Origin of the sequence: Sphingobium sp. ba1, assembly GCF_000743655.1 — a bacterium.
In the GTDB taxonomy this organism is placed as follows: Bacteria; Pseudomonadota; Alphaproteobacteria; order Sphingomonadales; family Sphingomonadaceae; genus Sphingobium.
Genome location: NZ_JPPQ01000069.1, coordinates 520,124 through 542,598 on the forward strand (window position 1 = coordinate 520,124; position 22,475 = coordinate 542,598).

Below are 22,475 nucleotides of genomic sequence, written 5' to 3' on the forward strand. Positions count from 1 at the left end.
AAGGCTTCCAGCGCCTTGCGCGCCAGCGGGCCGACATCCCGGCGTCCGCGCAAGACCCCCCGTGCGGTCGGGGTCAGCCGGGGTAGCAGTTCCGCCCAAGTCGCATCGGGCAATTGCGCCCGCGCCATCGCCGCTGCCGCAATCGCGGGGCGGTCCTTGGCAAAGAATACGACCAGGCTGGCAGACCGGAGCCGTCGCCCAAGTTCCACGACCGTCGCGATCCGCTGCGTTTCGGATATGGCAGGGCGTAACCCTTCCAGCCGGTCGAGCAACATGTCCCGGTCCGATGCCGCCATGGGCACACGGTCGGCACGATCATGCTGCGCCATCAGGTCGACACATTGGCGCCAGGATGTCACCGCACCCAGTCCCGCACGGTCATCCGCCGCCAGCACTGTTTGCATGAGATCGTTAAAACGCACCGAAAATCCTCATCATCCGCGTCGCGCGGTCCATCCGACCTATCGTTAGGCGTTCCTCCCCGCAAGGGAAAGGACGGGACGCAGCGCGATCAAAAAGGATCGTCGCATAGTGGGACAATTGCATTGCTCTGAAACATTATTATGATGGGTGCTTCGAACAAGACAGGAAATAAGCACAATAATGGCCGGGCCGAATATCGACGACATCGACTTGCAGATCCTTGGAGAGCTGCAGGAGGATGGCAGGATGACCAATGTGGAACTGGCGCGCAAAGTGGGCTTGACCGCGCCGCCATGCCTGCGCCGTGTCCGCGCGCTGGAGGAAGCCGGAGCCATCACCTCCTATCATGCGGTGGTCGATCCCGGCATGCTGGGCTACACCATCACCGTCTTCGCCATGGTCAGCCTCAAGAGCCAGGCCGAGGCCGACCTGATGGCATTTCAGGACCATATCGCCTTGCTGCCCGAAGTGCGCGAATGCCATATGCTGAATGGCGAGATCGACTTCATCCTGAAGGTCGTTGCCAAGGATTTGCAGAGCTTCCAGCAATTTCTGACATCGAAACTGACGCCCGCGCCCAATGTCGTGAGCGTCAAGACGTCGTTGACCATTCGCACGTCGAAGAATCTGCCGGGGGTGCCGCTGCCGGTCTGACCCGGCAGCGCGCGATCACGCCGCTTTGCGGCTCTGCTGCTCCACCCATACCAGCCAGAATCCGGCAACGCTCGCCCAATCCCCGGTCGCCTGTCCAAGCGCGGCTTGCGCGCCCGGCAGATCGCCCGAACGGGCAAGCGCAACGCCCAGCCGCGCATTGATGCGCCCGGCATCGACACCGCCCTTGGTGAGCGCGATACGATAATGTTCCACCGCCTGGGGATACTGGCCCAGCGCGAAATAGCTGTCGGCCAGCGAGGCCGCATCCTTGCCGCTCGATGCGTTGGCGGCTTTCTTGGCCAGCACGGGCAGGCCAGCAATTTCCTTGGTCGCCTTGGGCGTGACGCTGGTCAGCAACTTGCTGGTGGTTGCCTGTGTCGGCGTCAGCTTGCCGCCCTTGCGCCCCGCTTCGATAATCGCCTTGGCTTCGGCATAATAGCCCGCCTTTTCGGCCAATTGCGCATAGGACTGATAATCCCGCTCGCTCGCCATCGCGCCATTTGCGGCTTGCAGACGATAGAGGTCCAGTTGCAATTGCGGCTCGACGTCACCGGCCGCCAGATAATTGGTCAGCGCCGAGCGCCATTCTTCCTTGTCGCCCGCCTGCCCCAGACGATCGCGATAGAGTTGGCCCACTTCGGCCCAATCGCGCGCCTGATAGGCCATCGACAAGGCGCGATCCGTCCAGGCGATCGGAACGGGCTGCCCCGACGCGCGCTGCTGGGCGATAGCCTCCTGCACGAAACGACGCGCATCCTTGGGCTTGTTACGGCGCAGCGCTATGTCGGCACGCAACATGGTGGCATCGACCCCGGCATAGCCGAGCGTCTTGGCGTAATCGAGTTGGGCGGTGGCATCGTCGTAATTGCCGACCTGATAGGACAGATAGGCGGCGACAAAGCGCAAACGCGGGGCAGCCGTTGCAGGCAAAGCGCTGGTCTTGAACAGATCAGTCAACGCGATGCGCTGCGCCTGCACATCCGCCCGCATCACTGCCAGCTGATATCGCAAACTGGCCGTCGCATAGGATCCGAAATCATTGGTCGGGACCAGCGCACCAATGCGCGCGCTGGCCGTACTCACATCGCGCGCCTTGACGGCGGCATCAGCCGACTGCAACGCGGCGCGAAACGTGTCGGACATGGTGATGGGCGGCCCTGCCATAACCAGCTTCTTTTTCGCCATGGCAGGTGCTGCGACCAATAGGGTAGCCGTCAGGGCCACCGACAGGCCGGAGGTCAAAATAGTCAATCGCCGCATGGCCTTACAGGCCTCCCCACATGCACTGCCGGGATGATCCCCGGCCTCAATCCCGTCTATGCATCAAGCCGGATCGGCGCGCCACCCCAAGAGATGGCGCGCCCGTCCGTCAGGCACCCTTGCTGCCCAAATAGGCCAGCCACAGACCGGCGATCTGCTTGCGCGCGCCACCCTGTACCGCTTCGAAAGCGGCCTTGGCGGCGGCATTGTCGCCCGCCTTCATCTTGGCGATGCCCATGCGGGTGTTGACTTCGTCGGCATCGACGCCGCCCTTTTCCTTGGCCAGTTCGAACATCGATGCCGCCTTGGCATAGTCGCCATAGCCAAGATACGCATCGGCCGTGGCCGCCGCGATCTTGCCATTGGCGGCCTTGCGAGCATCGGCTTCCGCCGCGCCCAGCGTGCTCTTGTCACCCGCGATGCGGCCGGTCGCGGTCTGATACAGGTCAGCGCCCTGCGTGGCGTTCAGCACATTCTTGGAACGGCCCAAGTCGATTGAGGACTTCACCTCGCCATAGATGCCCGTCTTCGATGCCATTTCGGCAAATTCCAGATAGTCACCAGCGACGACCAGCCCATCCGACGCCGCCAAGAGGCGCAATACGTCCAGATTTTCGCGGTTGGTGATGTTCGGGTTGGCGCGCTGAAACAGACGTACCAGCGTCCGCAAATTGGTGCCGCTGGGTTCAGCCTGATAGGCCATCTTCGCCCATTCGGTGACGTCCGGCAGCTTGGCGGCTTCGGCGCGGCCGACGCCGATCTGATACCATTGCGCTGGCACCTGCTGGCCCGACGCTTTCATCGCTTCAGCAGCCGCCTTGAGCGCAGCGAGACCCTGCACATTGAAGCCACGGGCCGGTTCTGCCGAGGCGTTGGTCGTGCCTGCCTTACCGAAATAAGCCTGCGCCAGGGTCGGGTTGACGCTTTCCGACTTCGCGCCAGCGGCCAGCGCCGCCTGAGCGCGCTGGATGGCGAGGTCGTAATTCTTGGCATCAAGTGCCTGGTTCGCCGCGATCGAGTTGAACTGCCCGGCCTGTTCCGGTGGCGTCAAACCACTGTCCAGCATCTGGGTCAGCGCTTCGCTCTGCATCGCCGCATCCTTGGACGCGATCGACGTGTTCAGCTTGATGGCACCGATCTGATATTTGTCATCGTTCGACACGGCCTTGCTGTCGGCTTCCGCCAGCGCAGCCTTGGCACCGGCAAAATCCTGCGCCTCGGCGGCCTTCTGCGCGGTCTGCAGCGACTTGATGACGTCGGGCGTGACGTTCAGCTTGGGACCAGTTGCCTTTTCTTCCTTCTTGTCCTTCTTGGCGGCGAAAGCAGGCGCCGAAACGGCGCCGCCGGTTACGGCCAGAGCCAGTACGAGCGCGAACGGGGTAACAAAACGCATAATCCTCATCTCCTATGCACGCCTGGCCGATGGCTAGAGGCGCGTTTTGGGGTTGAACGCCGATTAGGGGTCGGCGCGTGAATGGGCATTGAACAAGCCTATACCGGCTGATTTTGCAACTGTCATGCCCGCAGCTTCGTTCCAGCAAGGTCAATGCGATAGCAGCCCGACTTGTTGATCCCCCGCGCGAGCGCGGGTCTGCGCGCGAGGGGTGACAGATTTGTTTCGCTCGGCTAGAGATCGCGGGACACAGCCAACATCATCGAAAAAAGAGAATCGCATTGACCGACGAGACTGTCCTCGCCGACCCTTCGGACATCAGCCCCGTCTCCATCGTCGAGGAGATGAAGACCAGCTATCTCGACTATGCGATGTCCGTCATCGTTTCGCGCGCCCTGCCGGACGTCCGCGACGGGTTGAAGCCGGTTCATCGCCGCATTCTCTTTTCCGCCCAGGAATCGGGCTTTCTCTACAACCGCCCCTATCGCAAGTCCGCCCGCCTCGTCGGCGAGGTGATGGGTAAATATCACCCGCATGGCGACAGTTCGATCTACGACGCCTTGGCGCGGATGACGCAGGACTGGTCGATGCGCGTGCCGCTGATCGACGGTCAGGGCAATTTCGGCTCGATGGACCCCGATCCGCCAGCCGCCATGCGCTACACCGAAGCGCGATTGGCCAAGGTGGCCGGCGCGCTGCTGGAAGATCTCGACAAAGATACGGTCGATTTCACGCCCAACTATGATGCGTCGGAACATGAACCGCAGGTTCTGCCAGCGCGCTTCCCCAATCTGCTCGTCAATGGCGCGGGCGGCATTGCCGTCGGCATGGCGACCAACATCCCGCCCCATAATCTCGGCGAAGTGCTGCGCGCCTGCCTTGCCTATATCGACAATCCCGGCATCACCACCGATGAACTGATCGCCATTGTTCCCGGTCCCGATTTTCCCACCGCTCCGCTGATCCTGGGCCAGTCGGGCGCGAAGTCGGCCTATCATACCGGCCGCGGCTCGATCATGATGCGCTCGCGCTATGTGATCGAGGAAGGGCGCGGTGATCGCCAGTCGATCGTCCTGACCGCGATCCCCTATCAGGTCGGCAAGAACGGCCTCGTCGAGAAGATCGCCGAAGCCGCCAAGGAAAAGCGGATCGAAGGCATTAGCGACATCCGCGACGAATCCAGCCGCGAAGGCGTGCGGATCGTGATGGACCTCAAGCGCGACGCTACGCCCGAAGTCGTGTTGAACCAATTGTGGCGCAACACGCCTGCCCAATCGAGCTTCCCCGCCAACATGCTCGCCATTCGCGGCGGTCGCCCCGAATTGCTGGGCCTGCGCGAGATCATCGATGCCTTCATCAAATTCCGCGAAGAGGTCATCACCCGCCGCACCAAGTTCGAGCTGAACAAGGCGCGCGAACGGGCGCACATCTTGCTCGGCCTGGTCGTTGCGGTCACCAACCTCGATGAGATGGTCAAGATCATCCGCGGTTCGTCCAGCCCCGCCGAGGCCCGCGAAAAGCTGCTGGCGCGCGAATGGCCGATCAGCGAGATCGCCCATTATATCCGCCTGGTCGAAGCCATCGACACCGAGATTTCGGGTGAAGTCTACAAACTGTCGGAAGTGCAGGTCCGCGCCATCCTCGACCTGCGCCTGCATCGCCTGACGGCGCTGGGTCGCGACGAAATCGGCAAGGAACTGGCTGGTCTGGCCGAAGCCATCGCCGAGTATCTCGCCATCCTGGGCGACCGGGTGAAGCTCTACGCCGTGATGCGCGAAGAACTGGAAGCGATCGAACGCGAATTCGCGACCCCGCGCCTGTCCGAGATTACGGCGGCTGCCGACGGCATCGATGACGAAGATCTGATCGAGCGCGAGGAGATGGTCGTCACCGTCACCGTGCAAGGCTATATCAAGCGCACCCCGCTTGAGAGTTTCCGGGCGCAGGCGCGCGGCGGCAAGGGCCGTTCGGGGATGGCAACCAAGGATGAGGATGCGATCACCGAATTGTTCGTGACCTCGACCCACACGCCGGTCCTCTTCTTCTCGACCGCGGGCAAGGTCTATCGCATGAAGGTCTGGCGCCTGCCCGAAGGTGGTCCGGCGACGCGCGGGCGGCCGATGGTCAATTTGCTGCCACTGGCCGCCGGGGAAACCATCCAGACCGTCCTGCCTTTGCCGGAGGATGAGGAAAGCTGGAAGGATCTGCACGTCATGTTCGCAACGGCGAACGGCACCGTGCGCCGCAACAGCATGGATGCCTTCGCCAATGTGCCGAGCAACGGCAAGCTCGCCATGCGCTTCGATGAAGGCAGCGATGACCGGCTGATTGGCGTCGCGCTTCTGTCCGAAGACGACGACGTGCTTCTGGCCACCCGTCAGGGCAAGGCGATCCGTTTCGCCTCAACCGACGTGCGCGAATTCCAGAGCCGCACCTCGACCGGTGTGCGCGGCATGACGCTCAAGGGCGATGACGAAGTCATTTCCCTCTCTATCCTCCACCGCTCCGGTGCCGATCAGGAACAGCGTGAAGAATATCTGCGCTTCGCCCCCTGGAAGCCGGAGAAGGAAGGCGAGATGGCCGATCAGGCGATGTTCGCCCTGATGCGTGAGCGGGAGCAGTTCATCCTGACTGTCTGCGCCAATGGCTATGGCAAATTGTCGTCCGCCTATGACTATCGCCGCACCGGGCGCGGCGGTCAGGGCATCACCAATATCGACAATATCGGCCGCAACGGACCCGTGGTCGCCAGCTTCGCAGCAACCCAGGGCGATCAATTGATGCTGGTCACCGATCAGGCCAAGCTCATTCGCATGGGATTGGACAGCCTGCGCGTCATCGGCCGCAATTCGGCGGGCGTTCGCCTGTTCGATGTCGCCAAGGACGAGCATGTCGTCAGCGCCGCCAAGATCGAGGAAGCCGAAGATGCACCGGAGGCCGAAGAGGCGTGAGCGACCTCTTCGCCTATAAGATATTGACCGCCGAGCAATATGATCAGTTCAAGGCCGACGGCGTCTTCAAGGGCGCGCCCGTCGACTTGGCTGATGGCTATATCCACCTGTCGACCCGCAATCAGGCAGCCGAAACGGTCGCCAAACATTTCGCCGGACAGGACCGTCTGGTCATGGTGATGGTCGACCTCGCCCCCTTTGGCGAGGCGATCCGTTGGGAGGAATCGCGCGGCGGTGCGCTCTTCCCCCATCTCTATGCCGACCTGCCGATCACGGCCGTTGCGGGCAAAGTGGTGCTGCGCATTGGCGACGATGGGAAGCATTCCTTTCCCGCAGGCTTTTAGCGCGCGACCCGCGCCATCCGCGCTACCTTTCCGCGGTGCATCCAATAGTCCCAACCGCCCCAGCATATATGGTTGGACGTCACTGCCGCTACCTGCACGATCAGATGCGCCCAACTGACGGCAAAGGGCGCAATAGAATCCCACCAAAGCGAGCGCGCGGCGCGCTTCGCCTGGTCCGGCTCCAGCACCGCACCGATGACCCGCCGCCGCACTACTGCCCTGCCCCAGGCCGCGGCATAGCCGATCGCGATCGCTCCTGAGCCGCCCCAGCCCAGCGCCCACACCCATGCGCCGGACTGCACCGCAATTACCACAGTCGCCAGCGCCCACATGCCCATATTGTTGGTCGCGATATGCCGATATTGCCGCACCCCAAAACCGAGCAGGTCGCCCCCACGTCCGTCAAGCGGACTCGCGACCAGCAGATCGCGCACCGGCCGCAGTCGCAGTTTCGCGCGCCAGCCGGCGAGGCCAATCGCCATATCGTCGGACAGTCGCCCGGCCAGCACCGCATCCAGGTCCAGTCGCTCCGCCACCGCGCGAGACAGCGCCATTGCCCCACCCCAAGGCATGGTCGCACTCGCGGCACGCGGCAGCGTTGCCAATTGCATCTCGACCGCGCCGACCATTGCGGCCATCAATCCTCGCCCCGGTAGCAACAGTCGATAGCCCGTCACGATGTCCGCCTTGTCGCGCACCAGCGGAAAGAGCAGCCGACCGACCAGCCGCGGGGGCGGTTCAATATCGGCGTCGATGAAGACCAGCCACCGGTCATCGGGTCGCAAAGCTCGCAAGGCAGCGCGGAGTTTATGGACCTTCTGCCCCTCGTCCGTCGCCACACCGGCATGCACGACCTGCACATTGTCCCCGACCAGCGCCTCCGCAGCAGGGCAAGCCCCCGAAGTCGCGATCAGCAGTCGAAACGGGGCGCTTTGCGCCGCCAACCGCCCCATCAACGCCGCACCGCCGTCCCAATCGTCGCGCACGCTCAGGATCACGACTACGCCATCGGGCCTTTCCTCCCGGCGATCGAGGGGCAGATGTCGCCAATAATTGACGACCCCCAGCAGCGTCAGTCCCTGAAGGACAATCCAGACCCAGATCATGACCGCCGCGCACCTCTTTACCGTCTCGCCGCCTGCTGTATGACGGCAGGCTTATGCTATCCAACCCCTTTCTTTTTTCCCTGATGCGCATGCTGCCCGCCCGGTCGGCCTCCTGGCTTGGCGGATGGCTGTCCGTCCATGTCGCGCGCCCGCGCATGAAGCTGCGCGATGCCCGTGCCCGCGCCAATCTCGCGCTGCTCCGCCCTGATCTGGACGAGGCCGCGCAGGAAGCGATGCTCACCCGCCGCTGGCGCAACATCGGGCGGACGCTGGCTGAACTCGCCAATGTCGACCGGCTGGTGAACGACGCGCATGTCGAGGTCGTCGATCGCGCGGGCTATCAGGCCGTGCTGGACGGGCCACGCCCCTTGCTCGCCTTGTCGCTGCATCTGGGCAATTGGGATTTGCTGGGCGCGCATGGCAAGGCGCTGACCGACCGACCGGGCCTCGGCGTCTATGCGCCGCCGCGCGACGAACGGACGGCCGCGCAGCTGCAAAAGGCGCGGCAAAGCTATATGGGTGAAACGATCACCGGCGATGGCGCGGCGCGCCGGATATTGAAGCATCTGACCAGCCATACGCGCGCCAGCCTCTATATCCTGCTCGACGAACGACGCGATTTTCAGGTCTGGTTTCCCAAATTGGGGCGTACCCTTCCACCGTCGGGCAATCTGTCCGTCGCGTTGCGCCTGGGGCGCAAGGTCAATGCCCGCTTCCTGCCCTTCTATCTCGCGCGGACGAACGGACCCCACTTCCGGCTGCACTGGCATCCGCCCCTCGACCCGCAGACAATGAGCGACGAAGAGATTGTCGCGGCGGCCGACGCCTTTCTGGGGCAGGCCTGCATTACCCATGCCGACGAATGGCTGGCGCTCCATGATATGGACCTGACGCAGCCGGGCCATGCCCCCACTGCCCCACCGGTCATGTGACTTGGGCGCACTTGCCCGCTAAAGCCCCTGCATGTCCCGACTCGCGATCAAAATCTGCGGCCTTTCCACGCCCGACACCGTCGGCGCGGCCGTGCGCGCGGGGGCGAGCCATATCGGCTTCGTCCACTTCGCCAAAAGCCCGCGCCATGTCGATGCGGCCCAGATCGCCGCGCTCGCCGCCATCGCGCCCGGTCATGTGGACAAGGTCGGCGTGGTGGTCGATCCCACCGACGATCAACTGGTCGATGTGACCAGCGGCGGCGCGCTCACCGCGCTGCAGCTCCATGGCAAGGAAAGCCCACAACGCGCCGCCGCCATCCGCCAGCGCTTCGGCCTGCCCGTCTGGAAGGCGATCTCGGTCAAGACCCGCGCCGATATCGATGCCGCCACCGCCTATGTCGACGCGGTCGATCTCTTGCTGTTCGATGCCAAGACGCCCGATGGCGCAGCGTTGCCCGGTGGCATGGGCCTGCGCTTCGACTGGACACTGCTGCGTGGCCTTTCGATTCCGATGCCCTGGGGCCTGTCGGGCGGCTTGTCAGCCGACAATGCAGCCGAAGCCGTCCGCGTTACCGACGCCCCGCTGATCGACGTATCTTCCGGCGTGGAAAGCGCGCCCGGCATCAAGAGTGTGGACAAGATCATGGCCTTCTGCAAAGCGGTATCCGCATGTTGACGCTCATCGCTCCTGTCGAGCGCATCGGGATACGATGGCGCTGATCGCTTCTCCCCTGATCGAAGCGAACCGCCCTGCATGCCTGAAAGATTGAAATCATGACCGATACGATGACCTTGCCCAACAGCCTGCGATCGCAGCCCGATGCCAATGGCCATTTCGGTGCCTTTGGTGGCCGCTATGTCGCCGAAACGCTGATGCCGCTGATCCTGGACCTGGAAAAAGTCTATAAGGCAGCGAAGGAAGATCCGGCGTTCGAGGAGGAATATGACCACCTCCTCAAACATTATGTCGGCCGCCCCAACCCGCTTTATTATGCCAGCCGCCTGACCGAAGCGCTGCGCGCCAATGCGCCCACGGGCAAGGGCGCGAAAATCTATCTGAAGCGCGAGGAACTCAACCACACCGGGGCGCACAAGATCAACAATTGCATCGGCCAGGCGCTGCTGGCCCGCCGCATGGGCAAGAAGAAGGTCATCGCGGAAACCGGCGCTGGCCAGCACGGCGTCGCCACCGCAACCGTCGCTGCGCTGTTCGGCATGGAATGCAAGATCTTCATGGGCGCCAAGGATGTCGAGCGCCAGCGCCCCAACGTCTTCCGCATGAAGCTGCTGGGGGCAGAGGTCATTCCCGTCACCTCCGGGTCGGCGACGCTCAAAGATTCGATGAACGATGCGCTGCGCCATTGGGTGTCGAATGTGCATGACACATTCTACATCATCGGCACGGCGGCGGGTCCGCACCCCTATCCTGAAATGGTGCGCGATTTTCAGTCGATCATCGGCAAGGAAACCCGTGCCCAGATCATGGAAGCCGAAGGGCGCCTTCCCGACATGCTGATTGCCCCGGTCGGTGGTGGATCGAACGCCATCGGCATGTTCCACCCCTTCCTGGACGATCCCGACGTTGCGATGATCGGCGTGGAAGCGGCGGGCGAAGGCCTGACGGGCAAGCACGCGGCGTCGCTGGCCGGGGGCGCGTCGGGCATCCTCCACGGCAATCGTACCTATCTGCTGCAGGACGAAGACGGCCAGATTACCGAAGCGCACAGCATTTCGGCGGGCCTGGACTATCCCGGCATCGGCCCGGAGCATAGCTGGTTGCATGAGATCGGCCGGGTTAAGTATATGCCCATCACGGACGATGAGGCGCTTGCGAGCTTCCAGAAGCTGTCTGCGCTTGAGGGCATCATCCCCGCGCTCGAATCCGCCCATGCCATCGCCGCTGCCGAGCAGGTCGCGCCGACAATGGATGCGGACAAGATCATCGTCATCAACCTGTCCGGCCGGGGCGACAAGGACATCTTCACCGTCGCCGAAGCGTTGGGAGTGGAAATGTGAGCATGACTGATCGCCTCTCGACCCGCTTCGCCACCTGCAAGGCGCAAGGCCGCGCTGCGCTGATCACTTTCGTAACAGCCGGTGATCCCGATGTCGCGGCAACGCCCGCCATCCTGGACGCACTGGTCGCGGGCGGCGCGGACATCATCGAACTGGGCATGCCCTTTACCGATCCGATGGCCGATGGCCCCGCGATCGAACTGGCCAATCTGCGCAGCCTGGGGTCGGGCACCAAGACGAAGCATATTTTTGCGCTCGCCGCCGAGTTTCGCGCCCGTCACCCCGACACGCCGCTGGTGCTGATGGGCTATGCCAATCCGATGCTGGTACGCGGGTCCGGCTGGTTCGCTGATCAGTGCAAGGCCGCTGGCGTCGATGGCGTCATCTGCGTCGATGCGCCGCCGGAGGAAGATGCCGAGATCGGCCCGGCACTGCGCGGCGCGGGTGTCCACCTTATCCGCCTCGCGACCCCAACGACCGATACTGCGCGCTTGCCTGCGGTGCTTCAAGGCGCAAGCGGTTTCCTCTATTATGTCTCCGTCGCCGGGATCACCGGCAAGCAGCAGGCGGCCCAGGCCAATATCGACATGGCCGTCAGCCGCCTGAAAGCCGCCACCGACCTGCCGGTTGCGGTCGGCTTCGGCGTCCGCACCCCCGAACAGGCCGCCGCCATCGGCCGGATTGCTGACGGCGTCGTCGTCGGCTCGGCCATCGTCGATATCGTCGGCAGCCATGGCGATGCCGCTGCGCCCTTTGTTCAGCAATTTGTCGCTGCCCTGTCCGGCGCGCTCACCCCCAAAATCCAAGAGACTGCCGCATGAGCTGGATCAACCGCGTCCGCAAGGCCATCCCCTTCATCGCCCGGAAGGAACAGACCGCCGAGACATTATGGCATAAATGCCCATCCTGTTCGGAAATGCTGTTCATCAAGGAATGGGAGGATAATCTCTCCGTTTGCCCGCGCTGCGACCATCATGGCCGCATCGGCCCGGCGGAGCGGTTCGAGCAGATATTGGACGCCGGTTTCATCCTGCTGCCGACGCCACAGGTGCAGGAAGACCCGCTTAAATTCCGCGACACCAAGCGCTATCCCGATCGCATCCGCGCGGCACGCGCCGCGACCGGCGATCAGGACGCGCTGATCAACGCGCGGGGCGCGATCGACGATGTGCCGCTGGTTCTGGGCGTACAGAATTTCGCCTTCATGGGCGGCTCTATGGGCATGGGCGTCGGCGCGGCCTTCATCCAGGGCGTCAATGACGCGATCGCCCATCATTGCCCCTATGTCATCTTCACGGCCGCCGGCGGCGCGCGGATGCAGGAGGGCATTTTGTCGCTGATGCAGATGCCCCGCTCCACCGTGGCGATCCAGAAGCTGCACGCGGCGGGCCTGCCCTATATCGTCGTGCTGACCGATCCGACCACCGGCGGCGTGACGGCGAGCTATGCGATGCTGGGCGACGTGCAGATCGCCGAACCCAATGCCCTGATCGGCTTTGCTGGCCAGCGCGTCATCGAAAGCACGATCCGCGAGAAGCTGCCCGAAGGGTTCCAGCGCGCCGAATATCTGCTCGACCATGGCATGATCGACATGGTGGTCCATCGCCATGAGTTGCGCGATACGCTGGCGCGCGTGATCGGCTATCTTACGCCGCGCATCGCTGCCTGAACCAACGCGCCGGGGGGACGCGCCTATGGCCGATCATGCCGTTTCGGACGACCCGCAGGTACAGGCGCAGCTTGACCGACTCTGGTCGCTGTCGCCGGGCGCCGACATATTGGGGCTGGAGCGCATCACCCAATTGATGACGCGGCTCGGCAATCCCCATCGCGCCCTGCCCCCGGTTTTCCATGTGGCGGGCACCAACGGCAAGGGGTCGACCTGCGCCTTCCTGCGCGCCGCGATGGAAGCGGATGGCAAGACCGTCCATGTCTTCACCTCGCCGCATCTGGTGCGCTTCAACGAACGTATTCGCGTGTCGGGGCAGTTGATCAGCGACGAAGCGCTCGCCCGCTATCTCGCACGCGTGTTGGACATCGCCGAGGGGATCGGCGCCAGCTTCTTCGAAGTCACCACGGCAGCCGCATTCCTGGCCTTCGCCGAACATCCTGCCGACGCCTGCATCATCGAGGTTGGCCTGGGTGGGCGTCTCGACGCGACCAACATCATCGCCGATCCGATCGTCTGCGGTATCGCTCAGCTTGGCATCGATCATCAGGCTTTCCTGGGCGACACGCTGGCCCAGATCGCGGCGGAAAAGGCGGGCATCGCCAAGTCCGGTGCGCCTTTGGTGACGCAGCGCTACGCCGAATCGCTCTTCCCGGTGATGATCGACGCCGTCGCCAAGGCGCGCACCACCTGGATCGCCCAAGGCGATGGCTGGGACGCGGCGGTCTATCGCGACCGGCTCCATTATCGCGATGATCAGGGTCGGATCGATGCGCCGCTGCCCCGTCTGGCGGGTGCGCATCAGGTCCAGAATGCCGCACTGGCCTTTGCCATGCTGCGCCATCAAAGCGCTGTCCCACTCTCCGACGCAGCGCTCAAGGCAGCACCGCTCTGGGCGCATTGGCCCGCGCGACTCCAGCGGCTCGACCATGGCCCGCTGCTGGCGCTATTGCCCGCCGGTGCCACCGCTTGGCTCGATGGCGGGCATAATGCGGGCGCAGGCGAGGCGATCAGCGCCTTCTTTACGCCGGATCGGCTGGAAGGTCACAAGTTGCAACTCGTCATCGGCATGCTGGCCAACAAGGATGTCGATGCCTTCCTCGCACCCTTTGCCGGACGGATCGCCCATATCCATGCGCTGCCCGTACCGGGTCATGATCATCATCCGGCGGAACGTTTCGCCGCGATCGCGGCACAATGGGTCATTGGCTGCACGGCGCATGCCGATGCGCAAAGCGCTATCGCGGCCATCGCCGCGCAGGGCGACCCAGCGCCTAAGCTGCTGATCGGTGGCTCGCTCTATCTGGCGGGCGAAATTTTGCGACTAAACGCGCAATTGCCCGACTGATTATACTTGCGACTAACTCGCAATAGCGTAGTCTGCGGAGAGCAATCACCGCAGAAGGCGTATAATCATGGCTCATGGAGAGACCTCCCCCATCGATCTGCCCCGGCCCATGCCGACGGGCTATGGCAACCGGCTATTCCTGTTCGTCATGCGCCGCATGGCCAGCGCGGGCGTCAACGACGCCCATGCCGCCAACGCCATGTTGGGCGCGTTCGGGCGCAGCTATCGTCGCCCGCTGGTGCTGATGCGCGCCATGATGCTGGAACTCGCTCGCGCCTCCAGCCGCAAGATATTGGTGGCCCCTTGCTGCTGCGCTCGCATGACCGCGGATGAGGGGATGTTGATGCAGGCAACGGGCCAAGCGCTGCGTGACCCCAACGCCGCTTACGAACAACTGAGCGACCTGCTCGGCAATGACCATGCATTGGGCGCGCTCACCTGCATGCAGGCGGTCGCGCAGGCGCATGCCGATTTGGGGCGGCCGCTGGAACTCTATTCGGGCGGCTGAGCTGGGCGATCGGTGGCGGCCGTGCCGACGCTGGCGTCGATCAGCCCGGCGCGCATCATCAGCCAGAACAGCGCGATCCCCGGCATCGCCGCCAAGGTGGTGAACAGGTAGAAATCGACATAGCCGAACTGTTCGATCAGACCGCCCGCTGTCGTGCCAGTCAGGAACCGTCCGACGATGCTGGCCGCCGCCGAGATCAGCGCATATTGCGCCGCCGTGAAGCGCAGGTCGCACAGGGCCGAGAAATAAGCGACGACAGTGACGCCGCCGATCCCGCTCGCGAAATTCTCGAACACGATCGCGCCGGCCATACCCCAATTGCTTTTGCCCAGCGCCGCCAGCGCCGCGAAGCTGAGGTTGGACACGCCCATCAGGATCAGACTGAGCAGCACCGATCGCTTCATGCCGATCCGGGCATAGAGGATGCCGCCGATGAAGATGCCGATCAGATAGGCCCAAAAGCCAATGCCGATGTCATAGATGGCGATTTCGTCATTGCTGTAGCCCATATCGTCGAACAGCAGGCGGAAGGTCAGGTTGGCGAGCGTGTCGCCGATCTTGTGGAGCAGGATGAACAGCAGCACGAGCATCGCCCCGCGTCGGCGGAAAAATTCGAGCAGCGGTCCTGAAATGGATTGCCACAACTCGCTCGCGCCACGGCGCGCCAGCGGATCGCGATGCCGTTCCGGTTCGCCCAGTAACAAGCCGGTCAGCATAGCGGGCAACGCGAATATGGCGCAGGCCATATAGGCTTCCTGCCAGCCGATCCGCGCCGCCAGGACCAATGCCAAAGCACCGGCCGCGACCGATCCGATCCGCCAGCCATATTGCGACATGCCCGACCCGACGCCCAACTGTTCGGGCTTCAACGTTTCGATGCGATAGGCGTCGATCACGATATCGAACGTGGCCCCTGCCACCCCGACCAGAATCGCGGCATAGGCGGTCTGGATCAGACTGGCGGAGGGATCAACCAGCGCCAGATTGACGACCGCCGCCATGACCAGCAGTCCGGCAAAGACCAGCCAGGAGACGCGCTGGCCCAATCGGCCGAGCAGCGGCAAGCGGACGCCATCGACCAGCCAGGCCCAAAGCCATTTGAGATTATAGACGAGGAAAGCGAGCGTGAAGGCGGTGACTGCCTTCTTGTCGATGCCGTCCTGCGCCAGCCGGGTCGTCAACGTCGCGCCGATCATGGCAAAGGGGAAGCCCGACGACACCCCCAGGAAGAAGGCAGCCAGCGGCGCTTTTTCCACATAGGGTTTCACGGCGTCGAGCCAGCTTTTGCGGCCCGCAATGGCGTCAGTCACTTCATTCCCCCGGTCTCGTCCTGTTGCGCGCCACCATATGGCCTCGCGCCGGGCTGGCAAGCGCTGCGTGGGGTCAGTTCGGCTCGAACAGGCTGAGGCCTACCGGCAAGCGTGGCGGAGGTGCGCCGCGTAGCCGGGCGTCGATCACCCGGATCGCGGCGACCAGGTCGCGGGAGGCATAGGGTTTGGCAAGGCATCCGACCGCCAGTTCGCGGGCGTCGATCGGGCAATGGCCGGTTACGAACAGCACAGGCAATCCCTTGGCATGGGCATGGCGGGCGACATCGATACCGCTCTTGGGGCCATGAAGCGCGACATCGGCGATGACGAGATCCAGTTCCCCGCCGTCGATCACCGCGACGGCATGGTCATAATCATCGACCGTCGCGGCAATGCGGTATCCGGCCTGTTCCAGCGCATGTTCATTGTCGAAGGCGACCAGTGGCTCATCCTCCACCACCAAGACCGTGCGGATCGCCTTGCGGCGCGGGAGGCGCACGCTCCCGCTATTCAAAAGCCCGAAAAACATTTGCCAAGTCCGCCCTGTTTCCGCCATGCAACCGAACAAACGCCGCGCCCCCGCGCCGGGTTGCCGGAGCGATGGGTTTTTACCCCCTCGCTCAAGCGCCGGGACGGCACATTTCAGCCTGTTGCTGGCTTATCGCCCATATGGGGAGAGCCAGAGCCTACGCAAAGGAACTTATCCGTGGAACCGCCGAAAAAATCAGGACCGCCACGCCGGTCCGGCCCCGGCGGCCCTAAACGCCCCGGTGGCCCCGGCAAGCGGCCGGGCTTTGCGCCGGGTCGCGACGAAGCGACGGGCGGCAAATCGCGCTTTGCCAAGCCGGGCGAGCGTGCCCAGCCGAGTCGTGGCCCACGGCCCGATGCCGCTCCCAGTGGGGACCGCACTGGACGCGACCGCACCCGGCCTGTGACTGCCAAGGCCGATGCGCCCGCGCGCCCGCCCCGCCGCAACGACGGCGACAAGCCGCGCGGCGCGGCCTTCGGCGCTGCCGCCAAACCCTGGGCGAACAAGCCGCCACGCCGGTCGGGCACTGGCCCCAAGACCACCGCCAACCCGCACCCTGCCCATGCTGCCGCCAGCGATGGCAAAGGCGAGCCGCAGCGTATCGCCAAGCTGCTGGCGCGCGCGGGCATTGCCTCGCGCCGGGAAGTGGAACGGATGATCGAGGAAGGCCGCGTCACGCTGGACGGCGCGACGGTCGAGACGCCCGCCACTTTGCTCGCATCGCTTGCGGGCGTGGCGGTGGACGGCGTAGCCGTCGCAGCCCCTGCCCCGACCCGATTGTTCCTGTTCCACAAGCCGAACGGCTGCCTGACGGCGGAGCGCGATCCGGTCGGACGGCCGACCATCTATGACCGGCTGCCCGACGACTTGCCCCGCGTCATCCCGATCGGGCGGCTCGACATGAATACCGAGGGGCTGTTGCTGCTCACCACCGATGGCGGGTTCAAGCGGCAGATGGAACTGCCCTCGACCGGCGTGCCGCGCACCTATCGGGCGCGCGCCTTTGGCGAGATCAGCCAGCAGCAGTTGGAAGATCTGTTCGACGGGCTGGAGGTCGATGGCGTTCGCTATGGCCCGATCGAAGCCAATCTGGAACGGCGCACCGGGCGCAACCAGTGGATCGAAATGACGCTGACCGAAGGCAAGAACCGCGAAGTGCGGCGCGTGCTCGAACATCTGGGGTTGCAGGTCAACCGCCTGATCCGCACCAGCTATGGTCCGTTCGTCCTCGCTGACCTGCCGATCGGCATGGTGGCCGAAGTCAGCGAACAGGATCTGGCGATATTCCGTAAGACATTGAAGGACGCGAAATGAGGATCATTTCGGGCCAATGGCGTGGCCGTCCGCTGACCGCACCCAAGGGCGATGCCACCCGTCCCACCGGCGACCGGACACGCGAGGCGCTGTTTTCGATGCTGACCAGCCGGATCGGATCGTTCGAGGGATTGGCCGTCGCGGACTTCTTCGCAGGCTCCGGTGCCCTGGGGTTCGAGGCGCTGTCGCGCGGCGCGGCCTCCTGCCTGTTCGTGGAACAGGACAAGCCCGCGCTCGACGCGATCCGCGCCAATGCGGAACGGCTGGGCATTCGCCCTGATGTTCGCGCGGCGAGTGTGCTGACGCTGGGGCAGGCACCCAAGCCGCTCGACCTCATCTTCATGGACCCGCCCTATGGCACAGGCGCGGGGCAGGTCGCGCTCGACAAGCTGTCGCGGCTGGGCTGGACCAGTCCGGCCAGCTGGATCAGCATCGAAACCGACAAGCGCGAGGATGTGGCGGTGAAGGGCTTTACCATCGACACGGTGCGCGATGTGGGCAAGGCCCGGATCACCCTGCTCCGCGCGGAGGTTCAGGCCGCAGCCTGATAGGCCTGCTTTTCCTTGGCGATCAATATGTCGGCCAGGAATTGATAGGCCTCCGCCCAGGCGTCCAAAACGGCGTCGGTTGCGACCTCTGCGCCCAGCACCTCGCGAATGGCGGGGAGCAGTGCGGCGGCGACCTTGGGATAATGTTCCGGCTTCACGCCGGTCTGGACATGGCGCGCGACCATGCGGGCGACGGCCCCGTCCAGCGCGCCCAGCTTGTCGATATTTTCCGCATAGCCAAGGATCGCGGCGGCCAGACGCTTGGGCTGTTCGCCGCTGACCTGCGCCGCCTGGTCGAACATCCTCTTCACCTCGGCATCCTGAAACAGTCGCGCATACATGGCCGTGGTGATAGCGACGCCGTGCTGGCGGAGCGCAGGGCCGGTGGATTTCACGATGGCGATCGTCGAATCGGACAGCGAAGCGGACATAGGAAACGCCTTTTTCAGGAGGGGATAAGGTGTATCTAATCCGCATCTTTTAAGATGTAAATAATATATATGTTTTTGTCCGCACGCATCGCCGCTACCGCCATCGGGCATGCAATTGACCCGCCACACCGATTACGCGCTGCGCGTCTTGATCCATCTGGCGGTGTCGCCGACGGGCCGCGCCACGATCGGCGAGGTCGCGGACGCGCATCTCTTGTCGCGCAACCATCTGATGAAAGTGGTCCACCATCTGGCGAAGGGCGGATTCATCGCGACCCAGCGCGGTCGCGGGGGCGGGTTCCTGCTCGCCAGACCGGCAGAAGCGATCCGCATCGGCGCGGTCGTTCGTCATTGCGAACCGGACATGCGGATGGCGGACTGTCCCGCCTGCGCCATTCGCGGTGCCTGTGGCCTGTCCGCTTTACTGTCGCAGGCGACCGCCGCGTTCCTGACCGTGCTGGATGAGGCCACGCTCGCGGATGCGGCGCACGACCGAAGCGGGCTGGCAGCGCTGATCGCCGCCCTGCCCGCTCCTGCCGACAGGGTCAGCGCTTGCGCATCTTCCGCGCGTCAGCCGGATTGATGCAACTGTCCGTTACCGTCTTCGAACAGACCGGATAGTCCTTCGCCTCGGCGGGCGGTGGCGTCATGTTGCCGCCGACCGTCACCGGATTGGACGATGATCCCATCGGCGCCGCGGGATCGCTGGGCGCGCCGGGCGGTGCCGGGACCATGCCGGGATCGCTTGGCACCGATCCGGTTGGTATGTCGGCATTGGGATCATTGGCGGGTGGCGGCGGCGGGGCCATGGACGGGTCGGTCGGCGGCGTCATGGCGTCACCGGGGGCTTGGTTGGCGGGAATTTGCTGCGCGATGGCGGTGCTGCCGATCAAGGCGATGCCCATCAGGGCGGCTCCGGCAAGCATGATGGATTTCATGGGGTGATCCTTCCTATTCTTGTCTCTGCCCCGTTCTGCTGCGTGGGCGAGGCAGAGAACCGGCACCCCGTCGCCTCCGTTCCGCCGCTGGCGACGAAAGGAGGCGGGAATGCCGCGAGAGGAAGGTCGGCGCTATTCGCCGGGGAAGCGATCGAATTTGGGCAGCAGATGGGCGTTGGCCATCCAGTCGGCGGCTTCGGCCATCTGGATATGGGCTTGCGGCGGCAGGGCGCTGATATCGTCCAGCGTGCCGGTTTGAATATCGATCTGGCCGGGGAAGATGGTCGCGTTGGTATAGAACAGCCCCGACCCGCACGTTCCGCAGAAATGGCGGATCGCATGTTCCGACGAGCGATATTCGACCGGCGTGCCGCTGATCGTCACCGCATCCTGCGGGAATAGCGCCCAGCCGACCATGGGCGCCCCCGCACTGGTGCGGCAATCCTTGCAATGGCACAGCGCGCTATGGGCGGGTTCGCCTTGGGCTTCGTACCGGATCGCGCCGCAATGGCATCCCCCTGTCAACATCGCGCGTCCTCCCTTGCATGATTCGCCTTTTGTTCTCATAGAAGGCGCTTCGCCGCAAGGGTCATGCCTTGCCCCTGCCGCCCCCTGTCCCTAGTTGTCCTCCATGACTCTTCCATTGCCCTCACCCCATGATCCGCCCTATTTGCGGGGGTTGAACCCGCCCCAGCGCGAAGCCGTGTTGACGACCGAAGGGCCGGTGCTGGTGCTGGCGGGCGCGGGCACGGGGAAGACCGCGGCACTGACCGCGCGGTTGGCGCATCTGGTGGCCACGGGCCGCGCCTATCCCTCGCAAATCCTGTCGGTCACCTTCACCAACAAGGCCGCGCGCGAAATGCGCGAGCGGGTCGGCAAGATGATCGGCCCGGCGGTGGAGGGGATGCCATGGCTCGGCACCTTCCATTCCATCGCGGCCAAGATGCTGCGCCGCCATGCCGAACTGGTGGGGCTACAATCCAATTTCACCATCCTCGACACCGACGATCAATTGCGGCTGATGAAGCAGTTGATTCAAGCCGAAGGGATTGACGAGAAGCGCTGGCCCGCGCGGCAATTGGGCGGCTTGATCGACCAGTGGAAGAATAAGGGCTGGACCCCGGAAGATGTCGGCGCGGGCGAGAGCGAAGGCTATGCCAATGGCCAGGGGCAGAAGCTCTATGCCGCCTATCAGGCCCGGTTGCGCGCGGTTAATGCGTGTGATTTCGGTGACTTGCTGCTCCATGTTCTGACGATTTTGAAGAAGCATCGCGATGTGCTGGAAAGCTATCAGGAGCGGTTTCGTTATATCCTAGTGGACGAATATCAGGACACCAATAGCAGCCAATATCTGTGGCTGCGGCTGCTCGCCCAGACGGGCAAGAATATCTGCTGCGTCGGCGATGACGACCAGTCCATCTATTCATGGCGTGGCGCAGAAGTCGCCAATATCCTGCGGTTCGAAAAGGATTTTCCCGGCGCGACGATCATCAAGCTGGAGCAGAATTATCGATCGACCCCGCATATTTTGGGCGCGGCGTCCGGGGTGATCGCCGAGAATGGCACGCGGCTGGGCAAAACATTGTGGACCGATATCGATGTGGGCGAGAAGGTGCGCGTCGTCGGCATATGGGATGGGCCGGAGGAAGCGCGGCGGGTCGGCGAGGAGATCGAGACGATCCAGCGGGACGGTGGTTCGCTGGACGAGGTCGCCATATTGGTGCGCGCGCAGCACCAGACCCGCGAGTTCGAGGATCGCTTCATCCAGATCGGCTTGCCCTATCGCATCGTCGGCGGCTTCCGCTTCTATGAGCGCGCCGAAATCCGCGATGCGCTGGCCTATTTGCGGTTGGTGAACCAGCCTGCCGACGATCTGGCGTTCGAGCGGATCGTCAATGTGCCCAAGCGCGGCCTGGGCGACAAGGCGGTGGAGAAGTTGCACCGGCTGGCGCGGGCCGAGGGCATTCCGCTGCTCCATGCCGCCGCGCGGATATTGGACACCGACGAACTGACGCCGCAGGCGCGGCGGTCGCTCGGCAGTTTCGTCGGCGATCTGGCGCGCTGGCGCGACCGGGCGGCGCAATTGCCGCATGCTGAATTGGCGCGGCAGATATTGGACGAGAGCGGCTATACCGCGATGTTGCAGGCCGAACGCAGCACCGAAAGCGCGGGGCGGCTGGAGAACCTCTCTGAACTCGCGCGCGCTATGGAAGAATATGAGACGCTGGGCGCGTTTCTGGAGCATGTCTCGCTGGTTATGGATAATGAGGCGCAGGCCGAGTCCGCCAAGATCACCATCATGACCATCCATGCCGCCAAGGGGCTGGAGTTCGATTCGACCTTCCTGGTCGGGTGGGAGGAAGGCATTTTCCCCTCGCAACGGGCGCTGGACGAAGGCGGGCTGAACAGTTTGGAGGAAGAACGGCGGCTGGCCTATGTCGCGATCACGCGGGCGCGCAAGCGCTGCACCATCCTGCATGCCGCCAACCGGCGCATCTATGGCCAGTGGACGAGTTCAATCCCGTCGCGTTTCGTGGGTGAATTGCCGCCCGAACATGTCGAGGAAGAAAGCAGCATGACCGGCGGCGCGTCGCTTTGGCGGGCCAATTGGTCGGAACGGGAAGACCCGTTCGCCCATGTCGAACGCGGGACCGGGCGCGGGCCGGGTTGGCAGCGGGCGCAATCGTCGGGGCAATTCAGCCGCGAACCCGTGCGGATCGTCGAGGCGCGCGCATCGGCGGTGTCGATCGGCAATAAGGGGCGCAGCGACATGGCGGTGGGGCTGCGCGTCTTTCACCAGA

The 22,475-nt window shown here is 64.0% G+C and carries 22 protein-coding genes and 1 pseudogene; 14 read left to right on the forward strand and 9 right to left on the reverse strand.

The genetic code is table 11. From position 1 onward, the window contains the following. A pseudogene (locus IL54_RS05450) lies at positions 1–422 on the reverse strand (sensor histidine kinase); the annotation flags it as partial. Between the two features lie 181 nt (positions 423–603). On the opposite strand from IL54_RS05450, the gene IL54_RS05455 reads away from it, so the two are divergent. Then, positions 604–1,077, forward strand: a complete 474-nt coding sequence (locus tag IL54_RS05455) for an Lrp/AsnC family transcriptional regulator (protein WP_037473801.1) — start codon at positions 604–606, stop codon at positions 1,075–1,077. Positions 1,078–1,092: 15 nt separating this feature from the next. Here IL54_RS05455 and IL54_RS05460 read toward each other — a convergent pair whose 3' ends face one another. Beyond that, positions 1,093–2,337 (reverse strand): tetratricopeptide repeat protein, encoded by a 1,245-nt coding sequence (locus IL54_RS05460; protein ID WP_037473804.1) that lies wholly within the window; start codon positions 2,335–2,337, stop codon positions 1,093–1,095. A gap of 109 nt (positions 2,338–2,446) precedes the next feature. After that, positions 2,447–3,730 (reverse strand): hypothetical protein, encoded by a 1,284-nt coding sequence (locus tag IL54_RS05465; protein WP_037473807.1) that lies wholly within the window; start codon positions 3,728–3,730, stop codon positions 2,447–2,449. A 281-nt stretch (positions 3,731–4,011) separates the two neighbouring features. On the opposite strand from IL54_RS05465, the gene gyrA reads away from it, so the two are divergent. Continuing rightward, on the forward strand, positions 4,012–6,681 hold the full coding sequence (gyrA, locus tag IL54_RS05470) for a DNA gyrase subunit A (RefSeq protein WP_037473809.1): 2,670 nt from the start codon (positions 4,012–4,014) through the stop codon (positions 6,679–6,681). Beyond that, positions 6,678–7,025, forward strand: a complete 348-nt coding sequence (locus IL54_RS05475) for a DUF952 domain-containing protein (RefSeq protein ID WP_037473811.1) — start codon at positions 6,678–6,680, stop codon at positions 7,023–7,025. Before gyrA ends, IL54_RS05475 begins: the two co-directional genes overlap by 4 nt. On the opposite strand, the gene IL54_RS05480 is transcribed toward IL54_RS05475, so the two are convergent. Continuing rightward, positions 7,022–8,131 carry a glycosyltransferase gene (locus IL54_RS05480; RefSeq protein ID WP_037473814.1) on the reverse strand — a complete coding sequence of 370 codons (1,110 nt, stop codon included), beginning with the start codon at positions 8,129–8,131 and terminating at the stop codon, positions 7,022–7,024. The two genes, IL54_RS05475 and IL54_RS05480, sit on opposite strands and share 4 nt — an antisense overlap. 53 nt (positions 8,132–8,184) lie before the next feature. On the opposite strand from IL54_RS05480, the gene IL54_RS05485 reads away from it, so the two are divergent. The 7 genes from IL54_RS05485 (at position 8,185) to IL54_RS05515 (ending at position 14,604) form a co-directional block, all read left to right on the forward strand. Beyond that, on the forward strand, positions 8,185–9,063 hold the full coding sequence (locus IL54_RS05485) for a lysophospholipid acyltransferase family protein (RefSeq protein ID WP_037473815.1): 879 nt from the start codon (positions 8,185–8,187) through the stop codon (positions 9,061–9,063). 31 nt (positions 9,064–9,094) lie between these two features. After that, the gene (locus IL54_RS05490) at positions 9,095–9,739 is read left to right on the forward strand and encodes a phosphoribosylanthranilate isomerase (RefSeq protein ID WP_037473817.1); all 645 of its coding nucleotides are present in this window, start codon (positions 9,095–9,097) and stop codon (positions 9,737–9,739) included. Positions 9,740–9,837: 98 nt separating this feature from the next. Next, on the forward strand, positions 9,838–11,079 hold the full coding sequence (gene trpB / locus IL54_RS05495) for a tryptophan synthase subunit beta (protein WP_037473819.1): 1,242 nt from the start codon (positions 9,838–9,840) through the stop codon (positions 11,077–11,079). Between the two features lie 2 nt (positions 11,080–11,081). Further along, positions 11,082–11,900, forward strand: coding sequence for a tryptophan synthase subunit alpha (gene trpA / locus IL54_RS05500; protein ID WP_037473821.1), 819 nt, complete (start codon positions 11,082–11,084; stop codon positions 11,898–11,900). Then, the gene (accD, locus tag IL54_RS05505; RefSeq protein ID WP_037473822.1) at positions 11,897–12,748 is read left to right on the forward strand and encodes an acetyl-CoA carboxylase, carboxyltransferase subunit beta; all 852 of its coding nucleotides are present in this window, start codon (positions 11,897–11,899) and stop codon (positions 12,746–12,748) included. Before trpA ends, accD begins: the two co-directional genes overlap by 4 nt. A gap of 25 nt (positions 12,749–12,773) precedes the next feature. Beyond that, positions 12,774–14,096, forward strand: a complete 1,323-nt coding sequence (locus IL54_RS05510; protein ID WP_037473824.1) for a bifunctional folylpolyglutamate synthase/dihydrofolate synthase — start codon at positions 12,774–12,776, stop codon at positions 14,094–14,096. A gap of 67 nt (positions 14,097–14,163) precedes the next feature. Continuing rightward, entirely contained in the window at positions 14,164–14,604 is a 441-nt protein-coding gene (locus IL54_RS05515; protein ID WP_037473827.1) for a DUF6628 family protein, read from the forward strand. Here the strand turns inward: IL54_RS05515 and IL54_RS05520 are convergent. Then, positions 14,589–15,914 carry an AmpG family muropeptide MFS transporter gene (locus tag IL54_RS05520; protein WP_037473830.1) on the reverse strand — a complete coding sequence of 442 codons (1,326 nt, stop codon included), beginning with the start codon at positions 15,912–15,914 and terminating at the stop codon, positions 14,589–14,591. The genes IL54_RS05515 and IL54_RS05520 overlap by 16 nt on opposite strands. A gap of 73 nt (positions 15,915–15,987) precedes the next feature. Beyond that, a complete protein-coding gene (locus tag IL54_RS05525; protein WP_037473832.1) occupies positions 15,988–16,443 on the reverse strand; it encodes a response regulator in 456 nt (151 codons plus the stop codon). 177 nt (positions 16,444–16,620) lie between these two features. On the opposite strand from IL54_RS05525, the gene IL54_RS05530 reads away from it, so the two are divergent. Both IL54_RS05530 and rsmD read left to right on the forward strand, forming a co-directional pair. Further along, the gene (locus IL54_RS05530; RefSeq protein WP_037473834.1) at positions 16,621–17,757 is read left to right on the forward strand and encodes a pseudouridine synthase; all 1,137 of its coding nucleotides are present in this window, start codon (positions 16,621–16,623) and stop codon (positions 17,755–17,757) included. Beyond that, the gene (gene rsmD, locus IL54_RS05535) at positions 17,754–18,305 is read left to right on the forward strand and encodes a 16S rRNA (guanine(966)-N(2))-methyltransferase RsmD (protein ID WP_037473837.1); all 552 of its coding nucleotides are present in this window, start codon (positions 17,754–17,756) and stop codon (positions 18,303–18,305) included. The genes IL54_RS05530 and rsmD overlap by 4 nt, the downstream gene beginning before the upstream one ends. Here rsmD and IL54_RS05540 read toward each other — a convergent pair. Continuing rightward, positions 18,290–18,736 carry a globin domain-containing protein gene (locus IL54_RS05540; RefSeq protein ID WP_037473840.1) on the reverse strand — a complete coding sequence of 149 codons (447 nt, stop codon included), beginning with the start codon at positions 18,734–18,736 and terminating at the stop codon, positions 18,290–18,292. The two genes, rsmD and IL54_RS05540, sit on opposite strands and share 16 nt — an antisense overlap. A 109-nt stretch (positions 18,737–18,845) precedes the next feature. On the opposite strand from IL54_RS05540, the gene IL54_RS05545 reads away from it, so the two are divergent. Continuing rightward, complete coding sequence (locus IL54_RS05545; protein ID WP_037473843.1) at positions 18,846–19,319, forward strand: Rrf2 family transcriptional regulator; 474 nt, start codon at positions 18,846–18,848, stop codon at positions 19,317–19,319. Here IL54_RS05545 and IL54_RS05550 read toward each other — a convergent pair. Together IL54_RS05550 and IL54_RS05555 are read right to left on the reverse strand one after the other, a co-directional pair. Beyond that, positions 19,282–19,674, reverse strand: a complete 393-nt coding sequence (locus IL54_RS05550; protein ID WP_037473844.1) for a hypothetical protein — start codon at positions 19,672–19,674, stop codon at positions 19,282–19,284. The two genes, IL54_RS05545 and IL54_RS05550, sit on opposite strands and share 38 nt — an antisense overlap. A 132-nt stretch (positions 19,675–19,806) precedes the next feature. Continuing rightward, the gene (locus IL54_RS05555) at positions 19,807–20,202 is read right to left on the reverse strand and encodes a GFA family protein (protein ID WP_037473846.1); all 396 of its coding nucleotides are present in this window, start codon (positions 20,200–20,202) and stop codon (positions 19,807–19,809) included. A gap of 103 nt (positions 20,203–20,305) precedes the next feature. Between IL54_RS05555 and IL54_RS05560 the strand changes: the two genes are divergently transcribed. Then, the coding region (locus IL54_RS05560; RefSeq protein ID WP_037477881.1) for an ATP-dependent helicase at positions 20,306–22,475 on the forward strand (2,170 nt) is incomplete at its 3' end.